Genomic DNA, 18,514 nt, shown 5'->3' with positions numbered 1-18,514 from the left:
GCGGACGGGCTCGTAGCGCGCCCGTCCGCCGGTTGTCGCCTCAGCTAGACGGGAATCACGGTGAGGACGTCGATGCAGCGCGAATCGAGCACGACGGTGCGCTCGCGCAGCCGCATGCCGGACGCCGTGCGGCTCACCCGGTCGAGATAGCGCCCAGCGCCGTACAGCATCGATTCGCCGCTCTCGAAAGTGCGGTAGACGCTGAAATTGGAGCGCACGCGCCAGCCGCCTTCCTCTGCGTCGATACTGGCCGGCCCCAGCACATGGGTGTACCAGTGCGGCTCGTAGATGTTGGCCGTGCGCAGCGCGGCGATGCGGTCGCGCAGCATGCCCCGCCCGTGGCACAAAATGATGCCCACCGGCAGGCCGGCGGCGACGTTCTCGCGCGTGGTCAGCCGATAACAGCCGTCCTCGGTGAAGAAATCCGGCCAGGCCTCCAGCCTGTCGTCGTCCAGCGCGTGGGCGTAGTCCGCCAGCAGTTGGCGGATGTCGTGCCCGGCGTCGGCGGCGTCGCCCGCGCGCGCCTCCCTGCGTTCCAGTACCTGCATGCTGTCCCCTCAGAATCCCATGATCTCGCGATAGCCGTGCCAGAATCCGCGCACCGACGCTTCGGTGGCGCGCGACGATTCGTTGGACTCGGCCACGCGTCCGCCCATCTCGATGAAGGCCGCGCGCTCGGGCGCGCCCACCGTGCCGCGCTGCACGAACTCGTTGATGCAGCCGTCCTCCAGCGCCACCAGCCCGGCCGCGCCGGTCAGGTTGGACTGGCGCACGCGCATCTCGGTCTGCTCCGGGGTGTCGCGTTCGTAGCCCAGGAAGATCCATTTCAGCTCGGTCTTGTCCACGCCCTTGGGCGCGAAGAAGCGGATGGCCAGCGAGTTCAGCGTGAACTGGAACACCAGGTTGGGAAACACCGTCTGGATGCTGTGGGTGATGCCGTCGTCGAACTCGTCCCAGGCATCGAGCAGTTGCGGCCCTTCGAGCGCGGAGTCGCCGTGCTTGGCGCCGTACTTGGCCGAGTGCACTTCGGCCGTCAGGTACTCGCGGTCGAGGTTGAAGGTGGCGCGCTTGGAGTAGCTGATGTGGTGCCACTTCTTGTCGGACAGGACGATGCCGCCGTCCATGTCCAGGCGATTGACCTTGAAGGTGGTATAGAAAGTGTGCAGCAGCGTGGCGTGGTAGGAATCGCGCACGTTCTCGGCATACAGCTTCCAGTTGTTGTGGATGATCTGGCTGTGCCGGCCCAGGATCTTGAGCGGCCGGCCGAAGTTGCGCTGGATGAAGGCGCTCATGCGCGGGCCCAGGTATTCCTCCAGCGGCGGCGTTTCGTCGGACAGCGTGCCGAATACCAGGCCACAGAAGCTCGCCACGCGCACCGGCTGCAGCCGGTGCGCCGACACGTCGAAATCTTCGGGCATGCCGCCCTTGCCGTTGACCCCTTTCTGGAACGCGATGGAGCGCAGCCGGCCGTCGAGCCGGTACGACCAGGCGTGGTAGACACAGGTCAGGTGCTTGGCGTTGTCCTTGCCGCGCAGTGCGACCAGCGCGCCCTTGTGGGCGCAGCGGTTGACCATTGCATGGATCTGCCCTTCCGCGTCGCGCGTGACGATGATGGGCGTCTCGCCCATCCAGGCCGTGACGATGTCGCCCGGGTTGGCGATCTCGGGCTCGATACAGAGATACTGCCAGACCGGTCCGCGGAAGATGCGCTGCTGTTCGCGCTCGTAGACCTCGTCATCCGAAAAAACCTGGAACGGCACCCGCGTAATGCCCTCGCTGGGCCAGTTCACGAGCGATGCTGCTGCCTCCATCCATGCCTCCTTGACGCCGGAACGGCGCTCGACCAATGGTGCGATGGTAGGCATTCACCCTGCTGTGGCATAGCCACATGGGTGCAACTCATTATCCCGTTTTTGAGTCGAATAGAGTCCAATTTCGGAAAGATGGTTATATGCATATCACTCGTGTGCATTAAGGCGGCCGCGTGCGCCTCGGCAAGCGGGGCCCCATGCCGAGCCTGCCAGAGCGCTTGCCATGCTCGAGACCGAACGGCGCGTGCCCTGTACCGCGACACCGACTGTCTCGATTGTCACCATCTGAATGCAGATCGCTCTCCATTTTGGTGCGAGCATGACTGCCGGGGTTTCCGAGCGAGGAGCGAACGTGAAGCACGATGCTGGATACGCCAGGCATGGCGCGCAGGCGTCCGCCGCGGGGCTGTCGCGCCGCGGCTTTCTGAAAGCGGCGGCGGTGGCAGGCGTCACGGTCTGGATCGCGCCGCTGTACAGCCCGGCTTTCGGCGCCCTGTTCGAGGAAAGCATTCTCCGCAGCCCGCAGTGGGACCCCGCGACCGGGCGCACGCGCTTGCGGATCGACGGCCACGCCAAGGTGCTGGGCGAAAAGGTCTTCGCGCGCGACATACGCGCCGCCGACATGCCCCACTGGCCCCGGCAGCAGTCCCACGCGCTGATCCTGCGCGCCGCACGGGCGGACCGTGTTTATGAAGGCTTCGACCTGACCGCGCTGGGCGACGACCTGCGGCCGGACAAAGTGGTCACCGCGGACGACCTGGCGCGCGACAGGCTCGCCTTTCCCGATTTCTACGGCGAAGACATGCTGCTGCCCGTGGGCAAGACGCCCGCCTACCTGGGCCATGCTGTCGCCATCCTGATCTTCCACGACTTCCCGCGCTACAGCCTGGCACGGGGACGCCTGCATACGGGCGGCGACGCGATCCGCTACGGCGCGCAGACCGGTCCGCTGGAGCGCGAGCCATGGGGCGCGTTCCGCTATGTACGCATAGGCGGGGCCACTTCCGACGAGCCGGACGTCTATTCCAGCCTGAAGGACAGCCCGATCTTTCCCACCGAGAAGAAGACCCTGGTGTGGCCGTCCACCAGCCCCGAGGACAGCCTGGACGCGCGGGGCATGCGCGCCGCCGCGCAGATCGGAGAGGAACTGGAGTCGCCGCCGGCCGACTGGCTGGTCATGAAGCGCCGCTACACCACGCAGTCCATCGACACCGCGGCACTGGAGCCGGACAACGCGAACTGCTGGTACGACCCGGCCACCCGCTCCCTGCACATGGTGCTGGCGACGCAGTCGCCGCAGGAGGTGGCCGAAGCCGCCGCCAAGATGGTGGCCGACAGCGGCTTCCCGCTCGACCGGTTGTTCGTCCATCCCTGTTATACGGTGGGCTACGGATCCAAGGACCATTGCAACGTGCCCTTCTACGGCCTGGTCGCGGCGCTGTACGGCGACGGCCGGCCGGTGCGTTTCGCCACCGACCGCTTCGAGCATTTCCAGAGTTCGCTCAAGCGGCATGCCTTCGACATGCAATACACCATGGCGGTGGACCGCAAGACCGGCAAACTGCAATCGTTCCAGGGCATGCTGAAGGGCGACGGCGGCGGGCGCGCGAATTTTTCCCCCTCGGTGGTCATGGTGGGCGCCACGGCCGCGCAGTCGGTCTACTACTTTCCCAAGAACGATCTGATTGCGGTGGCCGAGGCCAGCCGCGCCGTCGACGCCGGCTCGGCGCGCGGCTACGGCACGCTGCAGAGCATGGCCGCCACGGAGATGATGATCGACGAGATGGCCGAGCGGCTGGGCCTCGATCCCATCGAGTTCCGCGCCCGCAACGCCCTGCTTTCCGGCATGAAGAATACCCAGGGCGCCATCGCGGGCGGCGCGCTGCGGGTGAACGAAGTCCTGGAGCGCGCGCGGCGCCACCCCTTGTGGACGGACCGCGAGCAGCGCAAGCGCGACTACGAGGCGGCCCATCCCAACGAACGCTACGGCGTGGGCTTCGCCTGTGTGCAGAAAGACTTCGGCACCGGCGGCGAAGCGGCCTTCGTGCGCGTGGCGCTTACCCGCGAGGGCCGCGTCGTGCTGCACCATACCGGCGTCGAGATCGGCACGGGCATGAGCACCTCGCAGGCGGTGATGTGCGCCGAATGGTTCGGCCGGCCGGCCGACGAGTGCCACACGGCCGTCACCGACTGGGCCGACCTGCCCATGGTCGGCAACGTCGATACCTATACGGTCAAGCAGGAAGAACAGGACAAGCTGGCCGCCGATCCGCTCTGGACGCCCGTCCATGCCTCGCCCTCCAGCGCCAGCAACTCCGTCTACTTCTTCGGCCACGCCACCCTCGAAACCGCGCGCGTGGTGTTCGAACACGGCCTCTGGCCCGCCGCCATGGCGATCTGGAGCCGCGGCGAAGGCGGCGGCCAGGCCGCGCCGCTGGTGGTGCGCCGCGAAGACGCCCGCTGGACCGAACGCGGACTGACCGCCAACGGGCTCGAGCCGCTGCCGCTGGAGCGCCTCGCCGAACAGGCCTACGCGTCCGGACTGGTGACGGCCGCCGTGGGCCATACCTTCAACCGCTGGCAGTGGGCCGAGGCCGATTTCACCGTGGGCGGCGCCACGGTGCGGCGGCCGCTGGACGGCCTGGCGGTGCGCTACGGCGACGGCAGCCGCGGCGCCGCGCCCTACGAGGTCATCGAACGGGCCAACGTTTTCTATCCGCCGGCCCAGCGCAACAATGCCGGCGTGACCTACTACAGCGCCAACGCCGCGCTGGCCGAACTGGCCGTCAACCTGACCAGCGGCGACGTGCGACTGCTGTCGCATCATTCGGTCCTCGAGTGCGGCAAACCGGTGGTGGAGGAGCTGGTGTCGGGCCAGTTGCAGGGCGGCGTCGCCATGGGCATCGGCCACGCGCTGCACGAATACCTGCCGCTGTACGAAGACGGCCCCGGCAACGGCACCTGGAACTTCGACCGCTACCACCTGCCGCGCGCCCGCGACGTGGCCGTATGGACCCAGAGCGGCGAGATCCTGCCGCCCATCTCGGAGACCGATCCGGCCAAGGGCATAGCCGAGGTCGTCATGATTCCCATCGTGGCGGCCATCGTGAACGGCATTGCGCACGCCATCGGCCACCGCTTCGCCGATCTGCCCGTGACGCCCGAAAAAATACGCAAGGTGCTGGAGACATGACCATCGCGACTTCTCCCCTGACGCTCACCGTCAACGACAGGCAAGTGGGTCCCGTGGACGTGCCGGACACGCTGATGATGGTCGATTTCCTGCATGAATACCTGGGCCTGACCGGATCGCGCTTCGGCTGCGGCATAGGCGTGTGCCACGCCTGTACGGTGCTGCTCGACGGGCCGGACGGCCCCGAGGAAATCCGCACCTGTATCACGGGCGCCCACTATTTCAACGGCAAGCGGGTGCGCACCGTGGAAGGCCTGGCCCAGCGCGACGGCCAACAGCGCATCATTGCCATCACGCCCATCCAGCAGGCCTACCTGGATCACTACAGTTTCCAATGCGGCTACTGTACGCCCGGCTTCGTGATCGGAGCGACCGCACTGATGGAAAAGCTGAAAAAGCAGCCCGTGCGCGCCAGAGACCTGGAAGAGACGATCACCGAACACCTGGGCCGCCACATCTGCCGCTGCACCGGCTACGTGCGCTACTTCGAGGCCGCCAAGGCCGTCATCCTGGCCACGCCCGGCCTGGTCGCCAAGGAGGACTAGCGTGAGAAGCAAGCACTTCCGCTCGCGTGGCGCCGTCGTCGCGCTGGTCATCCTGCTGCTGGTGGCCGCCGCGGTGGCGGCGGCCATTCTGGGCAACCGCGACGATCCGCCCGACCGCGCGCCCCAGCAGGTCCAGGCCACCGCCGAGCAGCTGCGCCTGGGACGCTACCTGGCGCGCGCCGCCGATTGCGCCGCCTGCCACCAGACCGCCCAGGGCGCCGCCTACGCGGGCGGCTTTCCGTTGGAAACGCCGTTCGGCACGGTGTACGGCACCAACATCACGCCCGACCCCGACCATGGCATCGGCCGCTGGACCGCCGACGAGTTCTACGGGGCGCTGACGCGGGGCAAGGCTCCGCACGGCCGCAACCTGTACCCGGCCATGCCGTACACGGCCTACCACGACATCGCGCGCGCCGACGCCGACCTCATTTATGCCTACCTGATGAACGTGCGGCCCAGCGCCCAAGCCAACAAAAAGCCCGACATCCCCTTCCCGCTGAACCTGCGCATCCTGATGTCCGGCTGGAACCTGCTGTTCTTCGACAAGGATCCGCTGCCCGCGGCGTCGCAGGGCGAATCGCAGCAATGGGTGCGCGGCCGCTATCTGAGCAACGTGCTGGGCCATTGCGGCGAATGCCATACGCCGCGCGGCGCGCTGGGCCAGGTCAAGCGCGACGAATGGCTGCAAGGCTACGCGCTGGGCCGCTTCGAGGCGCCTTCGCTCACGCCCCGGGCCCTGGCCGAACGCGGCTGGAACCCGGCGGACCTGCAGCGCTTCCTGCGCACCGGCCTGGCCCCGCAAGGCATCGCCGCCGACGAGATGTATCCGGTCATCCTGCACAGCACGCAGTACCTGGGCGACGACGACCTGGCCGCCATGTCCGCCTTCATGCTGGGCGACCATCCGCCCCCGCCCGTGCCGGCGCCCCAGGCGCGGCCCGAAGACGGCCCGCCGTCTGCCGGGCGCCGCGTCTACCTGAACACCTGCGCGGCCTGCCACGGCATCGACGGCAACGGCCATGCGCCAGGCATGCCGCCGCTGGCCGACAACAGCACGGTGCGGCTGGAAAGCCCGCGCAACCTGCTGCTGTCCATCCTGGACGGCCTGCCGGGGCAGCGGTTGCCGGACGGCACCGAAATCGGCGAGATGCCCGGTTTCGCCCGCCGCTTGAGCGACGACGAGGTCGCCCAGTTGACCAATTACCTGCGCGCCGCCTGGGGCGGCCGGCCGGGCGAGGTGGCGGCCGGCGACGTCGCGAAGCTGCGGGAGGGGAAATAGGGATTTCCGGCCCTCAGCCCCGGCGCACCGGCGACACCATCCTGGGCAGCAGCTTCCTCATCATGTTGCAGAAATCGTCGGCGCACGGCGCCAGTTCGCGCGCGCGGTCCCGCAGTTCGTAAAAATCGAGTTCGATGACAGGCGCGGCGAGCTGTTCCAGGCGGATGCCGCGTCCCTTGCACGCCGGGATGGCCGTGGACGGCAGGATGGCAATGCCGCGGCCGGCCTCGGCCAGGCCGATCTGGGTCTCGATGAAATTGACGACGAAGGCGGGCGGCGCGCTATGGCCGACTTGCGCCAGATGCTTGTCGATCAATTGCTGCAGCGGATTGTCGAACGGCAGTTTGATGAAGCGCGCCGATTCGAACGCGTTCCATGCCCGCGGCGCGCGGGCCATCTGGAAGCGCGGCGCGGCGCTCGCCGCGACCAGGGAAAAATTGAACAGCGGCTTCCTGATTACGCCGGCCGCCGGCTTGATGAACATGCCCAGGCCTATGTCGAGTTGGCCGCCCCGCACCATGCTGGACACCTCGGACAGCTCCGTATCGACCAGGTGCAGGCGCACGCCCGGATATTGCTGGGCGAATGCGGCGATGACCGGCGGCAGCAGGTAGGAGCAGGTCAGCGGCGGTGCGCCGACCGACAAGGCCGTGGCGGCGTGCTGGGCCGATCTGCCCAGCTGCTCGACGATGTCTTCGACGCTGCTCACGTTCTGCTCGGCGACCGGCAGGAAAGCGCTGCCGAAGCGGGTGAGAGTGACTTGGCGCGTGGTTCGGTCGAACAGACGGAATCCGAGCTGTCCTTCCAGTTCGCGGATCATCAGGCTCAGGCCCGATTGGGCGATGTGCAGCTGCTCGGCGGCGCGAGAAAAATTCCTGAGCCTTGCGACGACCAGGAACGCCTTGAGCTGGCGGTGAGAGAAATTCATGGCGCTCTATCTATACGCTTATCTGCTTAATTCATACTGTATTCATATTTCCCTCGGTGTTAAAGCTCGTATTGAATGACGACTCCACGATTCACCACCGTTCGCCTGGAGGTAGTCATGCCGATTGTCCCGCGTTCCGCATCCCGCCTGTTCTGTGCGTTGTTCTCGCTCGCCGCGGCCACGGCGGCCCACGCCGACGAGTCCTATCCTTCCCGCGCCATCCGCATCATCGTGCCGTTCTCGGCCGGCGGCGGCATCGACGTGCTGGGCCGCACCATCGGCCAGAAATTGTCGGAGGCCTGGCAGAACGCCGCCGTTGTCGAAAACCGGCCGGGCGCCAGCGGCAACATCGGCACGGACCTGGCCGCGCGCGCCGCCCCCGACGGCTATACGTATCTGATGACGGCAAACACGATCACCATGACGCCCAGCCTGATGCAGAACGTGGGTTTCGATCCGGTCAAGGATTTCTCGCCTGTCATGCCTATCGCCGTAGGCAGCCTGGCCCTGGTCACCCGCCCCGACCTGCCGGCCAAGACCGTGCAGGAACTGTTCGCAATGGCGCGCCAGAGCGAGAAAAAACTGAACTACGGCTCCCCCGGAACCGGCACACCCCACCATCTGGCCATGGAGCTGGTCAAGCAGCGCGCGAACATCGACATGGTCCACGTGCCCTACAAGGGCTCGGGCGGCCTGGTCAACGACGTGATGTCCGGCCAGGTCGATCTGGCCTTCGTTCCCGTGCATCAGGCGCTGCAACTGGCCCGCGCCGGCAAGATGCAGATGCTGGCCGCCGGCGGCACGCGGCGCACCGACGTGACCCCCGACATTCCTTCGCTGGCCGAAGCCTCGGGCATCGCCGACGTGGACGTGGACATGTGGTACGGCCTGTACCTGCCCGCGCGCACGCCCAAGCCCGTGATCGACAAAATCAACGCCGAGGTCAACCGGACCCTGCGCATGCCGGACGTCATCAAGAGCCTGTCCATGCAGGGCCTGCAGCCCAGCGGCGGCACGCCGGACGACTTGGCGCGCCTGACCCGCGACGACCTGCAGCGCTGGGCGGCCGTGATACGGCAGGCCAGGCTGAAAGCCGACCAGTAACCGATAGCGAGTCCACGACTCGAAACACGAGGAGCTTGTAGATGGAAGTCATGATCATAGGAGGCGGAATCGGCGGCTTGACGCTGGCGCTCTCCTTGCACCGGGTGGGCATCGCGTCGCGCGTGTTCGAAGCCGCGCCGCAGATCCAGGCGGTGGGCGTAGGAGTGAGCCTGCTGCCCCACTGCACCAAGGTCCTGGGCGGGCTGGGCCTGAACGATGCGCTCGCAGACGTTGCCGTCACCACGACCACCACCTCGTTCTTCAACCGCTTCGGGCAATACGTCCACAGTGAGAAGACCGGCCGGCACGCCGGCTACGAGTGGCCTCAGTTCCAGGTCCACCGCGGCGACCTGCAGATGATCCTGTTGCGCGCATGCCAGGAGCGGCTGGGCGCGGACCGCATCGTTACCGGCCACCGCTGCACCGGCTTCACCCAGGGCGCGGGCAGCGTCACCGCCCACTTCGCCGATCCGTCCGGCGCGCCGCTGGAGCCGCATACCGCCGATGCCCTGATCGCCTGCGACGGACTGCACTCGGTCGTGCGCAAGCAACTGCATCCCGACGAGGGCGAACCGGTGTACTCCGGCGTGAACATGTGGCGCGGCGTCACCCGCTGGAAGCCTTATTTCGACGGTGCGACCTATGTGCGCGGCGGCTGGCTCACTCCGGGCAAGATGGTGATCTATCCGATCCGCAAGGCTCTGGACGAGAACGGACTGCAATTGATCAACTGGGTGGCGGAAGTCACGACTCCCAAGTACGAACGCCGCGACTGGAACCGGAAAGGCCGCCTGGAGGATTTCATCGACGTCTTCGACGACTGGCATTTCGACTGGCTGGACGTCCCGGCGATGATCCGCGCCGCCGATTCCCTGCTGGAATTCCCCATGGTCGACCAGGATCCGCTGCCATGGTGGACCCAGGGACGCGTCACCCTGCTGGGCGATGCCGCGCACCCCATGGTGCCGCGCGGCTCGAACGGCGCGGGCCAGGCCATCCTCGATGCCCATGCGATGGCCGAGGCGATGGCCGCGGAGCGCGACGTCGAGCAGGCGCTGCAACGGTACGAAGCGGTACGGCGCCCCGCCACCACGAACATCGTGCTGACCAACCGGGTCATGCCGCCCGACGCCATCCTCAAGGAAGTCTACGAGCGCACCAACGACCAGCCGTTCCAGCTTATCGAGGACGTGATCAGCCACGAGGAGCTGATGGCGATCTCCGACGGCTACAAGCGCGTCGCCGGCTACGACCACGCCTCGCTGGCCGGTTGATCGGGCACGGCCCCGGGGTTCCTCAATACTGCGCCGCCGGGGGCCGGCCTTCGCGACCGCCTCCGAATTCCGCCCGCCAAGCCGACTGCGCCGCTCTGACCTGGGCAAGCAACAAGCCCAGGTCGGAGGCAAGCACGACGAAATCCGCGCCCTGCCGCGCGAGGAGCGCGGCCGACTCGAGCGTCGCGGCCAGCGTGCCCACCGGCTTGCCGACGCGCTTGCAGCGTTCGATGGCGGACGCCAGCGACGCCTTGACCTCGGGATGGGCGCTATCGCCATAATGGCCCATGCTGCCCGCCAGGTCGGTCGGGCCGATGAAGACGGCGTCGACGCCATCGACCGCGGCGATCTCTTCGATGCAGGCCAGCGCCTGCGGGGTTTCGATCTGCACGATCAAGCCGATGCGGCCGTTCGCCTGCCGGAAATGATCCGGCATGGCGCCGAAACGGGATGCGCGGCTCAGACCCGCCATGCCGCGCGAGCCCTGCGGCGGATAACGGACCGCCGCCACCGCCCGCCCGGCCTCGTCCGCGCTCTGCACGAAAGGCACCAGCAGCGTATCCGCGCCCGCATCCAGCAAGCGCTTGATGACGACGGGCTCGTTCCACGGCGCGCGCACCACCGGCAGCATGGCGGTATTGCCGATCGCCATCAGCATGTGGGCCACGTCTGCGACGTCGATCGGCGAATGCTCGGCATCGACGATGGCCCACTCGAAGCCGTTACAGCCTATGGCTTCGGCCACGATGGGACTGCCCGACATCAGGAAGATGCCGAGCGGCGCGGGTCCGGCGCCGCGCAGACGAGCGAGGAACGGGTTCATGGCGCCAGTCCGCCGCGTGGTGAGATAGACATGCGCGTCCTCATTCGGGTTGTATTCCCGCCGTTTCCGCCACCGCGGCCCAGCGCTCCAGGTCGCGGCCGATCGAGTTCGCGTACTCCTGCGCGGTGCTGCCCACGGGCTCGACGCCGATTTCCACGAAGCGCTTGCGCACCTCGGGCCTGGCGACCATCTTCATCAGCACGTCCTGAAGTTTCTGCACGACGTCCGGCGGCATCCCGGCCGGACCGATGACGCCGACCAGCGTGGCAACCTCGGTACCCGGCAAGCCGGCCTCGGCCACCGTCGGCACATCCGGAAAGGTCTCGCTGCGGGTTTCGTTGGTATAGGCCAGCGCGCGCAGCTTGCCGGACTTGATCAAGGAAGTCAGCGGCGGCAGGTCGGCAATCGCCATGGTCACCTGCCCGCCCATCAGCGCGGTGATCGACTCGCCGCTGCTCTTGTACGGAATAGCCAGGAATTTGGTGCCGGTCCGCTGCTTGAACAACTCGGTGGCGAGCTGGAACAGCGCGGCGCTCGAGGCATAGCTGACTTTCTCGGGATTCGCCTTGGCATAGCCGACCAGCTCCGCCACCGTATGCACCGGCATCGACGCGTTGACGGTGATCAACAGCGGCAGGCGCCCCACGATCGATATCGGCGTGAAGTCTTTCTGCGGCGAGTACGGCAGAGACTTGCGCATGACGGGATTCATGACCAGCGGCCCGGACGGCGCCATGAGCAGCGTATAGCCGTCGGCCGGAGCCTGCGCCAGGTGTTCCATCGCCGCGATCCCTTGCGCGCTGGGCCGGTTCTCGACGATGACCGGCTGCCCGAGCGCATCGGATATTTCCTTGCCGGCCATTCGCGCAAGGACGTCGGTTCCGCCGCCGACCGCATACGGCACGATCAGGCGTATGGGCTTGGACGGATAGACGGCGGGATCGGCCTTGGCCGCCACCAGGCTCGGCAGCGCCATCGCTGCCGCGAGCACAATACAGGTCCCTCTGCGATTCATGGAAGTCTCCTTGGATGTTGTTGTGCTGCGGTTGCTACGGCGAGGGGCTAGGATGCCGGCTCCTCGACGGGCGCGGGCGTGCCCTGGCGGGACCGCCCCGGCTGCGTCGGCAGCGTGAGCGGTTCGGCGCGCTTGCGCCAGTGCTTGGTCGGCCGGCCGTTGCGCAGGGCGTCGAGCTCGCGCCAGAAGACCCGGCGCAGCGTCACCACGCCCAAGTCCGACTTGCCCAGCATCTCCTGGCGGCGGTCCGCCACCACGCCCTGACCCCGCTGCGCGATGTAGTCCTGCGCCGATATCAGCCCCGCCAGGAAGTCCTCTTCGGAAGGCCCTTTGCGCTGGTGGAAGAGCTCGTCGTAGTGCTCGTCCGCGTTATAGCCGCCGAACTTGCGGAAGTAGGCGCGAAACCGCTCGTTGGCCGGCTCGTCGCCCGGCGCCATGGCGTAGATCGTGAAGCGCGTGCTGTGCTCGTCGTCCTGCGGCACCATCCAGATGCCGAAGTCTATCCAGGGATCGCCCTTCTGCAAGCCTGGCACGACGACGTGGTTGTTGTTGGGAAAGGTCCAGTCGCTCTTGCGGATATTGTCGTCGGCGCGCACGGCGACCTGCTCGATGCCGGCCTCGTTCTCCGTGTACGACAGGTCGGGCATCATGGTCGTGACGGCGTCGCCGAACGGCCCGACCCGCAAGGCCTGGTGCACGAAGCTGACGTGGACCGCGTCGAGCGAATTCTCGATCTGCTGGAACCAATTGATCTTCCACGTTTCCTTGGTGACGGCGATGAGCACGCCCGGCGCTTCGAACACGTCCTTGCGCGGCAGCTCGAACCCGGGCGGCTCGCCCTCGCCCAGATAGGCGAACACCATGCCGCAGTATTCGTGCACCGGGTAGCCCGGTATGCGGCAGTTGGGCGGCACGCGCGCCTCTTTCTCGGCCGGGCGCTGCACGCACTGGCCGCTGCCGTCGAATTGCCAGCCGTGGTAGATGCAGCGGATCTTCTCGCCCTGTATCCAGCCGGTGTGGAGCAAGGTCTGGCGATGCCGGCAACGCCCGCCGACCAGATAGGGCGTACCGCTCTCGCCGCGGTACAGCGTGAGTTCCTCGCCCAGGGCCTTGACCGGAATGGCCTCGCCTGGCTGGAGGTCGCGCGAGAGCGCGACGGGATGCCAGAACATTCGCAGCAAGCGCCCCATCTCGGTACCGGGACCGGCCTGCGTCAACAAGGCAAGTTGATCCGCGCGGCTCGGCGCGGCGTTGGGCGTATCCATTCGACCTCCATTCATGGCGGAATCGGGATGCAGCCCGCGGCTCAGAAGCCGACGGCCGCGGCTCCCTTGAGTTTGAGCATTTCACGCGCCTGCGCCGGCGTCGCGACGGCAAGCCCGAGTTCTTCGAGGATGCGGCGCATCTTGGCCACCTGCTCGGCATTGCTCTTGGCCAGCGTGCCGGGGCCGCTCCACAGGCTGTCCTCCAGGCCGACGCGCACATTGCCGCCCATCACGGCCGACTGCACGCCGGTAAACATCTGGTTGCGGCCGCAGCCGAGCACCGACCACAGATAATCGTCGCCGAACAGGCGGTCGGCGGTGCGCTTCATATGCAGGATGTCTTCGGCATGCGCGCCGATGCCGCCGCGGATGCCGAACACCGACTGTATGAACAGCGGCCCTTCGAGCAGGCCGCGGTCGCGGAAGTGGGCCGCCGTGTAGAGATGGCCGATGTCGTAGCATTCCAGTTCGAAGCGCGTGCCGTTGCCGCTACAGGACTCCAGGATGTGGGCGATGTCCTTGAACGTATTGCGGAACACCCGGTCGTCGCTTTGCTCCAGATACGGACGCTCCCATTCGAAGCGGAAGTCGCGGTAGCGCTCGAGCATCTCGTACAGACCGAAATTCATCGAGCCGAGGTTCAAGGACGCGATCTCGGGCTTGAGCCGCAAGGCGGGCTGCAGGCGTTCCTCCACCGGCATGGTGGGAGCGCCGCCGGTCGTGATATTGACGACCACGTCCGAGGCAGCCTTGATGCGGGGCAGAAAACGCATGAACGCTTCCGGCGTCTGGTCCGGACGCCCGTCGCCCGGATCGCGCGCATGCAGGTGGACGATGGCGGCGCCGGACTCGGCCGCGCCCAGCGCCGCCTCGGCGATTTCATCGGGCGTAACGGGCAGGTACGGCGACATGCTCGGCGTATGGATGGAGCCGGTCACGGCACAGGAAATGATCACGGGACGCTGGGCCATGGTCAGATTCCTTGCGCCGCGCCGGCGCGCGCCATCAAGGCCTCATCGCCCACGGACAGCTCCTGCCCGCGCAGGTCCTCGGGCCGCTCATCGGCCAGCCACGCGACGACACAGGCCGAACGCTCCGGCGGCGCGAGCTCCGCGCGCGGGATGCGGCTGATCTCGTTCATGCCCGACTGGCGGATGAGGCCCTGCATATCCGTATCCACCACGCCGGGCTGGAGACTGTAGGCCGCGACCCCCGCGGCGCCGTATTCATGGGCGACACAGCGCGTCAGCATGGACAGGCCCGCCTTGGCGCTGCAGTATGCCGACCAGCCTTCGCGCGGCGTGAGCGCCGCGCCCGTGCTGATGTTGACGACGGCGCCCTGCGCCCGGGCCAGCGCGGGCAGCGCCGCGCGCAGCAGCCGATAGGGTCCGGCCAGATTGGTATCGAGGTTGCGCAGCCAGTCATGCGGATCGCCGTCGGCGATGCGCGCGATGGGCGCGATCTGCCCGGCGTTGTTGACCAGGACGTCGAAGCGGCCATGCTTCTCGAGCACGTGGCCGACCAGCGCCGACACATCCGCATCGTCGGTCACGTCGCACCGCACCGCTGTGCACGGAACGCCCAGCGCCGCGGCGTCCCGCCTGGCCGGCTCCGCCTTTGCCGGATCGCGCACCGCCAGCACGCTGCCTATGCCGCGGCGCGCCAGGGCCACCGCGATCGCCGCGCCTATGCCGCGCGCCGCGCCGGTGACCACGGCCATGCGGCCGGATGATGTCGATGCCATGGAGTCTGCCTCGCTTTATCTTTGTTCCGGACCGATCGACTCGGCCTGCCATGGCGACATGTTGGTTCCGGGGATTGATTTAGTCCAATTGAAAATTCGGCTCAATTGATACACGATACGTATCATCGAAAACGCCGGGAGCGACAGCCATGGAAATGCGGCAACTGAAGTACTTCGTCGTGCTGGCCGAAGAGCTGCACTTCCACAGAGCCGCCGCGCGGCTGTCCATTTCGCAGCCGCCGCTCAGCAGCGCCATCAAGCACATGGAGGCAGAGCTCGATACGCTGCTGTTCGAACGCAATACCAAGACGGTGGCGCTCACCGCGGCGGGCCGCGCGCTCTACCCCCAGGCCGTGCGCACGCTCGCGCAATTCGACCTGGCCTGCACCGTGGCGCGCCGCACCGGGAGCGGCGTCCTGGGCCAGCTTCGCGTGGGCTACACCGGCGGCATGCTCTTGCGCGGCGCACCGCAGATGGTGCGCGAGTTCGAATCGGTCCTGCCGGGCGTGGAAGTCTCTTTGTGCGAGATGGCCTCGGCCGCCCAAGCCGACGCCATCGCGCACCGCCAGCTCTCGGGAGGCTTTCTGCACGCCATGGTGGTGCCGCCCGAACTCGACTTCATCACGCTGCAGCGCGAGCCCTTCGTTTGCTGCCTGCACGCCTCCCATCCCCTTGCGTCGCGCCGGCGCATCAGTCTTCGGCAGCTCGCGGGCGAGCCGTGGATCATTTTCCCGCGGCACATATCGCCCAGCTACTTCGACGCCGTCATCGCGCTGACCACGGCGGCCGGTTTTTCTCCGCAGATCAGGCACGAAGTCACGCACTGGGTCAGCGCCGTCATGCTGGTCGCCCAGAAGTCCGGCGTGGCGGTGGTGCCGCAGGCGTTCGCCATGTCCAGGCTCGGCGACGTCCGCTATCTGGCCATCCAGGAAACGGCCAGCCAATCGCTTGCCCACTTCGTCTGGCGCAAGGACGATGACGATCCGGTTCTGCAGCGCTTCACCCGCCACGTGCGCGACTGGAAGCCGGCGATTCGCGTAAGATCTGCGACCACCGGCCGTTCATCGGCCGGATAAAGAGACCGCGCGACGAAGGCGCCAAACCTGATTTTCCGGGGCATCTCTCATGATCATTTCTTCCGCGGGCGATTTTCGCGCAGCCGCGCAGCGCCGTCTTCCGCCCTTTCTCTTCCACTACATTGACGGCGGCGCCAACGCGGAAAGCACGCTGCGCCGCAATGTCGAAGACCTGGCCGACGTCACCCTGCGGCAGCTCGTTCTGCGCAACATGACGGACTTGAGCCTGGAGACCCGGCTGTTCGGAGAGACCCTGTCGCTGCCGGTGGCGCTGGCGCCCGTCGGCCTGACCGGCATGTATGCGCGCCGCGGGGAAGTCGGCGCAGCGCGCGCGGCCGACCGCAAAGGCATACCGTTCACGATGTCCACCGTTTCGGTCTGCCCGATCGAAGAGGTCGCTCCCGCCTTGCGCCGTCCGATGTGGTTCCAGCTCTACGTGCTCAAGGACCGCGGCTTCATGCGCAATGCGCTCGAACGCGCCGCCGCGGCCGGCTGCTCCACGCTGGTGTTCACCGTCGACATGCCGGTGCCCGGGGCGCGCTATCGCGATGCCCATTCGGGAATGAGCGGCCCGCGCAGCGCGCTGCGGCGCTACTGGCAAGCCGTGAACCATCCGGGATGGGCATGGGACGTGGGCCTGCGCGGCCGCCCGCACGACCTGGGCAATGTCTCCGCCTACTTGGGCAAGCCGACCGGACTGGAAGACTACATCGGCTGGCTGGGCGCCAATTTCGATCCATCGATTTCCTGGAAGGATCTCGAATGGATACGCGAATTCTGGCGGGGCCCCATGGTGATCAAAGGGATTCTCGATCCGGAGGATGCGCGCGATGCGGTTCGCTTCGGCGCGGACGGCATCGTCGTTTCCAATCACGGCGGGCGCCAGCTCGACGGCGTCATGTCGTCCGCCCGAGCGCTCCCCGCGATCGCGGATGCGGTCAAGGGCGACATCAAGATCCTGGCCGACTCCGGCGTGCGCAGCGGCCTGGACGTGGTGCGCATGCTCGCGCTCGGCGCCGATGCGGCGATGCTGGGACGCGCCTATATCTACGCGCTGGCTACCGCCGGCGAGCAAGGCGTGGCCCAGCTGCTCGACCTAGTAGAAAAGGAAATCCGCGTGGCCATGACCTTGACCGGCGCGAAATCCGTGAGCGACATCTCCGCCGAGCTGCTGGCACGCGAATAGACCCGCACGCTAATGCAGGCCTCGCCTTGCGGCGCCCACCTGCCGAGCATGGCGCTTCTTGCGCCAGATGAATACCCCGGTCACGCTCAGCACGGCTACGGCGATGCCGAGCGCGGCCACCAGCAGCCGGTACGGCAAGCCGAACACCTGCGCCATGTGCAGGCCATACATCCATTGGTTGAAGGCATTGCCCGCCGCGCCGGGGTCGCGCGGCAGCACCAGCCCGCGGACCTGGCCGGACTGCCCGTCGATGATGATGCCGGTTGCCCCGTCGCCGTCCCGGACGTCGAGGTCGGTGTGCAGCCAGTAGCCATAGACGCCGCGCGCCGCGAGCCTGACCAGGAACACTTCCTCCGCGGTCTGCCAGCCGTTGCGCCGCGCCAGTTCGCGCGCGGCTTGCCGGCCGGCTTCCAGCGCTTCGCGCCAGCCCAGCGTCACCGGCGGCGGCGACGGCGGGAGCGGCCCGCGCAGCGGTTCGTTGAACGTCAGCAGGCGCGTCATGACCGGGTAGTACACCTGGTCGCGCAGCGTGAACATCACGCTGGACCAGGCGAACACGAGCAGCAGCGCCCACAGCCACAGGCCGCCCGCGCGATGCAGGTCCAGGGTCAGGCGCGTGGCGCTGGCTCCGGCCTTGATGCGCCAGGCCACCGCCCAGCGCTGCCACCAGTTCCTGGCGGCTCCGGCACGGCGGTCGGCCGCCGCGCCGCGCGGCAGCGTCAGGGCCAAGCCCACGAAACAGTCCAGCGTCCACGCCAGCGCAACAATGCCCAGCGCCAGGCGTCCCCACCAGGGCGGAGCCGCCAGCAGGCTGTGCAGCCGGTAGACGAAACTCACGGCGGTACGCGGATCCCATAGCGACGCGCCCCAAAGCCGGACGCCGAGCAGTTCGCCGGTGTAGGGGTCGAAGAATACTTCGTCGTAGCCGAGCGCCGCCGGCTGCCCCGGACCGGCCTGGGCGCACGGCCGGACCCGCATGCGCACGGAACGCCCGGGCTCCGCGCGCAAGGGCAGCAGGTCCGAGCACGCGCCGGGCAAGGCCGCCGTCATTCGCTCCCGCAGCAACAGCGGATCCAGGGGAACGCCGCCGGGCGGCGCGGCGACGACGAACAGGTCGGGGTTCAACCACGCCTCGAGTTCATCCTCGAAGGCAAGCACGCTTCCCGACACGCCCAGCACCACCAGGAATCCGGCCAGCGCCAGTCCCATCCACCTGTGCGCGAGGACCAGTCCGCTCCGCAGCGACCAGGCCGACCCGCGCTTTCGCA

Annotated in this window: 16 protein-coding genes; 7 read left to right on the top strand and 9 right to left on the bottom strand. The window is 67.5% G+C overall.

Going from position 1 to position 18,514, the window contains the following annotated elements; genetic code table 11:
• Nucleotides 1–44: 44 nt before the first annotated feature.
• Together PIGHUM_RS10825 and PIGHUM_RS10820 are read right to left on the bottom strand one after the other, a co-directional pair.
• Nucleotides 45–548 (bottom strand): aromatic-ring-hydroxylating dioxygenase subunit beta, encoded by a 504-nt coding sequence (locus PIGHUM_RS10825; RefSeq protein WP_124079598.1) that lies wholly within the window; start codon nt 546–548, stop codon nt 45–47.
• 9 nt (nt 549–557) lie between these two features.
• Nucleotides 558–1,865, bottom strand: a complete 1,308-nt coding sequence (locus PIGHUM_RS10820) for an aromatic ring-hydroxylating oxygenase subunit alpha (protein ID WP_246013111.1) — start codon at nt 1,863–1,865, stop codon at nt 558–560.
• Between the two features lie 298 nt (nt 1,866–2,163).
• Here PIGHUM_RS10820 and PIGHUM_RS10815 point away from each other — a divergent pair, with 298 nt between their 5' ends.
• From PIGHUM_RS10815 to PIGHUM_RS10805, 3 genes are read left to right on the top strand one after another with little or no spacing between them, the layout of a single operon-like run.
• Entirely contained in the window at nt 2,164–5,004 is a 2,841-nt protein-coding gene (locus PIGHUM_RS10815; RefSeq protein ID WP_246013109.1) for a xanthine dehydrogenase family protein molybdopterin-binding subunit, read from the top strand.
• Nucleotides 5,001–5,549: a (2Fe-2S)-binding protein gene (locus PIGHUM_RS10810; protein ID WP_124079596.1), complete on the top strand. Its 549-nt coding sequence runs from the start codon at nt 5,001–5,003 to the stop codon at nt 5,547–5,549. Before PIGHUM_RS10815 ends, PIGHUM_RS10810 begins: the two co-directional genes overlap by 4 nt.
• 1 nt (nt 5,550) lies before the next feature.
• A complete protein-coding gene (locus tag PIGHUM_RS10805; RefSeq protein WP_124079595.1) occupies nt 5,551–6,831 on the top strand; it encodes a c-type cytochrome in 1,281 nt (426 codons plus the stop codon).
• 13 nt (nt 6,832–6,844) lie between these two features.
• On the opposite strand, the gene PIGHUM_RS10800 is transcribed toward PIGHUM_RS10805, so the two are convergent.
• The gene (locus tag PIGHUM_RS10800; RefSeq protein ID WP_124079594.1) at nt 6,845–7,759 is read right to left on the bottom strand and encodes a LysR family transcriptional regulator; all 915 of its coding nucleotides are present in this window, start codon (nt 7,757–7,759) and stop codon (nt 6,845–6,847) included.
• A 117-nt stretch (nt 7,760–7,876) separates the two neighbouring features.
• On the opposite strand from PIGHUM_RS10800, the gene PIGHUM_RS10795 reads away from it, so the two are divergent.
• A complete protein-coding gene (locus tag PIGHUM_RS10795) occupies nt 7,877–8,863 on the top strand; it encodes a tripartite tricarboxylate transporter substrate binding protein (RefSeq protein ID WP_160142236.1) in 987 nt (328 codons plus the stop codon).
• Between the two features lie 41 nt (nt 8,864–8,904).
• The gene (locus tag PIGHUM_RS10790) at nt 8,905–10,137 is read left to right on the top strand and encodes a flavin-dependent oxidoreductase (RefSeq protein WP_124079592.1); all 1,233 of its coding nucleotides are present in this window, start codon (nt 8,905–8,907) and stop codon (nt 10,135–10,137) included.
• Nucleotides 10,138–10,159: 22 nt separating this feature from the next.
• On the opposite strand, the gene PIGHUM_RS10785 is transcribed toward PIGHUM_RS10790, so the two are convergent.
• Genes PIGHUM_RS10785 through PIGHUM_RS10765 form a run of 5 tightly spaced genes read right to left on the bottom strand, consistent with a single transcriptional unit; the run spans nt 10,160 to nt 14,984 of the window.
• Complete coding sequence (locus PIGHUM_RS10785; RefSeq protein ID WP_124079591.1) at nt 10,160–10,960, bottom strand: HpcH/HpaI aldolase family protein; 801 nt, start codon at nt 10,958–10,960, stop codon at nt 10,160–10,162.
• Nucleotides 10,961–11,000: 40 nt separating this feature from the next.
• Nucleotides 11,001–11,975 carry a Bug family tripartite tricarboxylate transporter substrate binding protein gene (locus PIGHUM_RS10780; protein ID WP_124079590.1) on the bottom strand — a complete coding sequence of 325 codons (975 nt, stop codon included), beginning with the start codon at nt 11,973–11,975 and terminating at the stop codon, nt 11,001–11,003.
• 47 nt (nt 11,976–12,022) lie between these two features.
• Nucleotides 12,023–13,240 (bottom strand): Rieske 2Fe-2S domain-containing protein, encoded by a 1,218-nt coding sequence (locus PIGHUM_RS10775; protein WP_246013107.1) that lies wholly within the window; start codon nt 13,238–13,240, stop codon nt 12,023–12,025.
• A gap of 41 nt (nt 13,241–13,281) precedes the next feature.
• On the bottom strand, nt 13,282–14,211 hold the full coding sequence (gene kce, locus PIGHUM_RS10770) for a 3,5-dioxohexanoate:acetyl-CoA acetone transferase (RefSeq protein WP_124079589.1): 930 nt from the start codon (nt 14,209–14,211) through the stop codon (nt 13,282–13,284).
• Nucleotides 14,212–14,213: 2 nt separating this feature from the next.
• Nucleotides 14,214–14,984, bottom strand: a complete 771-nt coding sequence (locus tag PIGHUM_RS10765; RefSeq protein ID WP_124079588.1) for an SDR family NAD(P)-dependent oxidoreductase — start codon at nt 14,982–14,984, stop codon at nt 14,214–14,216.
• A gap of 149 nt (nt 14,985–15,133) precedes the next feature.
• Here PIGHUM_RS10765 and PIGHUM_RS10760 point away from each other — a divergent pair, with 149 nt between their 5' ends.
• Both PIGHUM_RS10760 and lldD read left to right on the top strand, forming a co-directional pair.
• Complete coding sequence (locus PIGHUM_RS10760; RefSeq protein WP_124079587.1) at nt 15,134–16,060, top strand: LysR family transcriptional regulator; 927 nt, start codon at nt 15,134–15,136, stop codon at nt 16,058–16,060.
• 49 nt (nt 16,061–16,109) lie between these two features.
• The gene (lldD, locus tag PIGHUM_RS10755; RefSeq protein WP_124079586.1) at nt 16,110–17,246 is read left to right on the top strand and encodes an FMN-dependent L-lactate dehydrogenase LldD; all 1,137 of its coding nucleotides are present in this window, start codon (nt 16,110–16,112) and stop codon (nt 17,244–17,246) included.
• Nucleotides 17,247–17,255: 9 nt separating this feature from the next.
• On the opposite strand, the gene PIGHUM_RS10750 is transcribed toward lldD, so the two are convergent.
• Nucleotides 17,256–18,455 (bottom strand): PepSY-associated TM helix domain-containing protein, encoded by a 1,200-nt coding sequence (locus PIGHUM_RS10750; RefSeq protein ID WP_246013105.1) that lies wholly within the window; start codon nt 18,453–18,455, stop codon nt 17,256–17,258.
• Nucleotides 18,456–18,514 lie beyond the last annotated feature (59 nt).

The organism is Pigmentiphaga humi (assembly GCF_900606115.1).
GTDB lineage: Bacteria > Pseudomonadota > Gammaproteobacteria > Burkholderiales > Burkholderiaceae_B > Pigmentiphaga > Pigmentiphaga humi.
Note: the sequence above shows the minus strand (reverse complement) of the source record. Positions and strands in the feature narration are given on the sequence as shown.

Excerpts from the sequence above, each read along its gene's own strand:
- PIGHUM_RS10825 (WP_124079598.1), bottom strand. The coding sequence starts at position 548 with ATGCAGGTACTGGAACGCAGGGAGGCGCGCGCGGGCGACGCCGCCGAC.
- PIGHUM_RS10820 (WP_246013111.1), bottom strand. The coding sequence starts at position 1,865 with ATGCCTACCATCGCACCATTGGTCGAGCGCCGTTCCGGCGTCAAGGAG.
- PIGHUM_RS10810 (WP_124079596.1), top strand. The coding sequence starts at position 5,001 with ATGACCATCGCGACTTCTCCCCTGACGCTCACCGTCAACGACAGGCAA.
- PIGHUM_RS10800 (WP_124079594.1), bottom strand. The coding sequence starts at position 7,759 with ATGAATTTCTCTCACCGCCAGCTCAAGGCGTTCCTGGTCGTCGCAAGG.
- PIGHUM_RS10795 (WP_160142236.1), top strand. The coding sequence starts at position 7,877 with ATGCCGATTGTCCCGCGTTCCGCATCCCGCCTGTTCTGTGCGTTGTTC.
- PIGHUM_RS10790 (WP_124079592.1), top strand. The coding sequence starts at position 8,905 with ATGGAAGTCATGATCATAGGAGGCGGAATCGGCGGCTTGACGCTGGCG.
- PIGHUM_RS10785 (WP_124079591.1), bottom strand. The coding sequence starts at position 10,960 with ATGAACCCGTTCCTCGCTCGTCTGCGCGGCGCCGGACCCGCGCCGCTC.
- PIGHUM_RS10780 (WP_124079590.1), bottom strand. The coding sequence starts at position 11,975 with ATGAATCGCAGAGGGACCTGTATTGTGCTCGCGGCAGCGATGGCGCTG.
- PIGHUM_RS10775 (WP_246013107.1), bottom strand. The coding sequence starts at position 13,240 with ATGGATACGCCCAACGCCGCGCCGAGCCGCGCGGATCAACTTGCCTTG.
- kce (WP_124079589.1), bottom strand. The coding sequence starts at position 14,211 with ATGGCCCAGCGTCCCGTGATCATTTCCTGTGCCGTGACCGGCTCCATC.
- PIGHUM_RS10765 (WP_124079588.1), bottom strand. The coding sequence starts at position 14,984 with ATGGCATCGACATCATCCGGCCGCATGGCCGTGGTCACCGGCGCGGCG.
- PIGHUM_RS10760 (WP_124079587.1), top strand. The coding sequence starts at position 15,134 with ATGGAAATGCGGCAACTGAAGTACTTCGTCGTGCTGGCCGAAGAGCTG.
- lldD (WP_124079586.1), top strand. The coding sequence starts at position 16,110 with ATGATCATTTCTTCCGCGGGCGATTTTCGCGCAGCCGCGCAGCGCCGT.
- PIGHUM_RS10750 (WP_246013105.1), bottom strand. The coding sequence starts at position 18,455 with ATGGGACTGGCGCTGGCCGGATTCCTGGTGGTGCTGGGCGTGTCGGGA.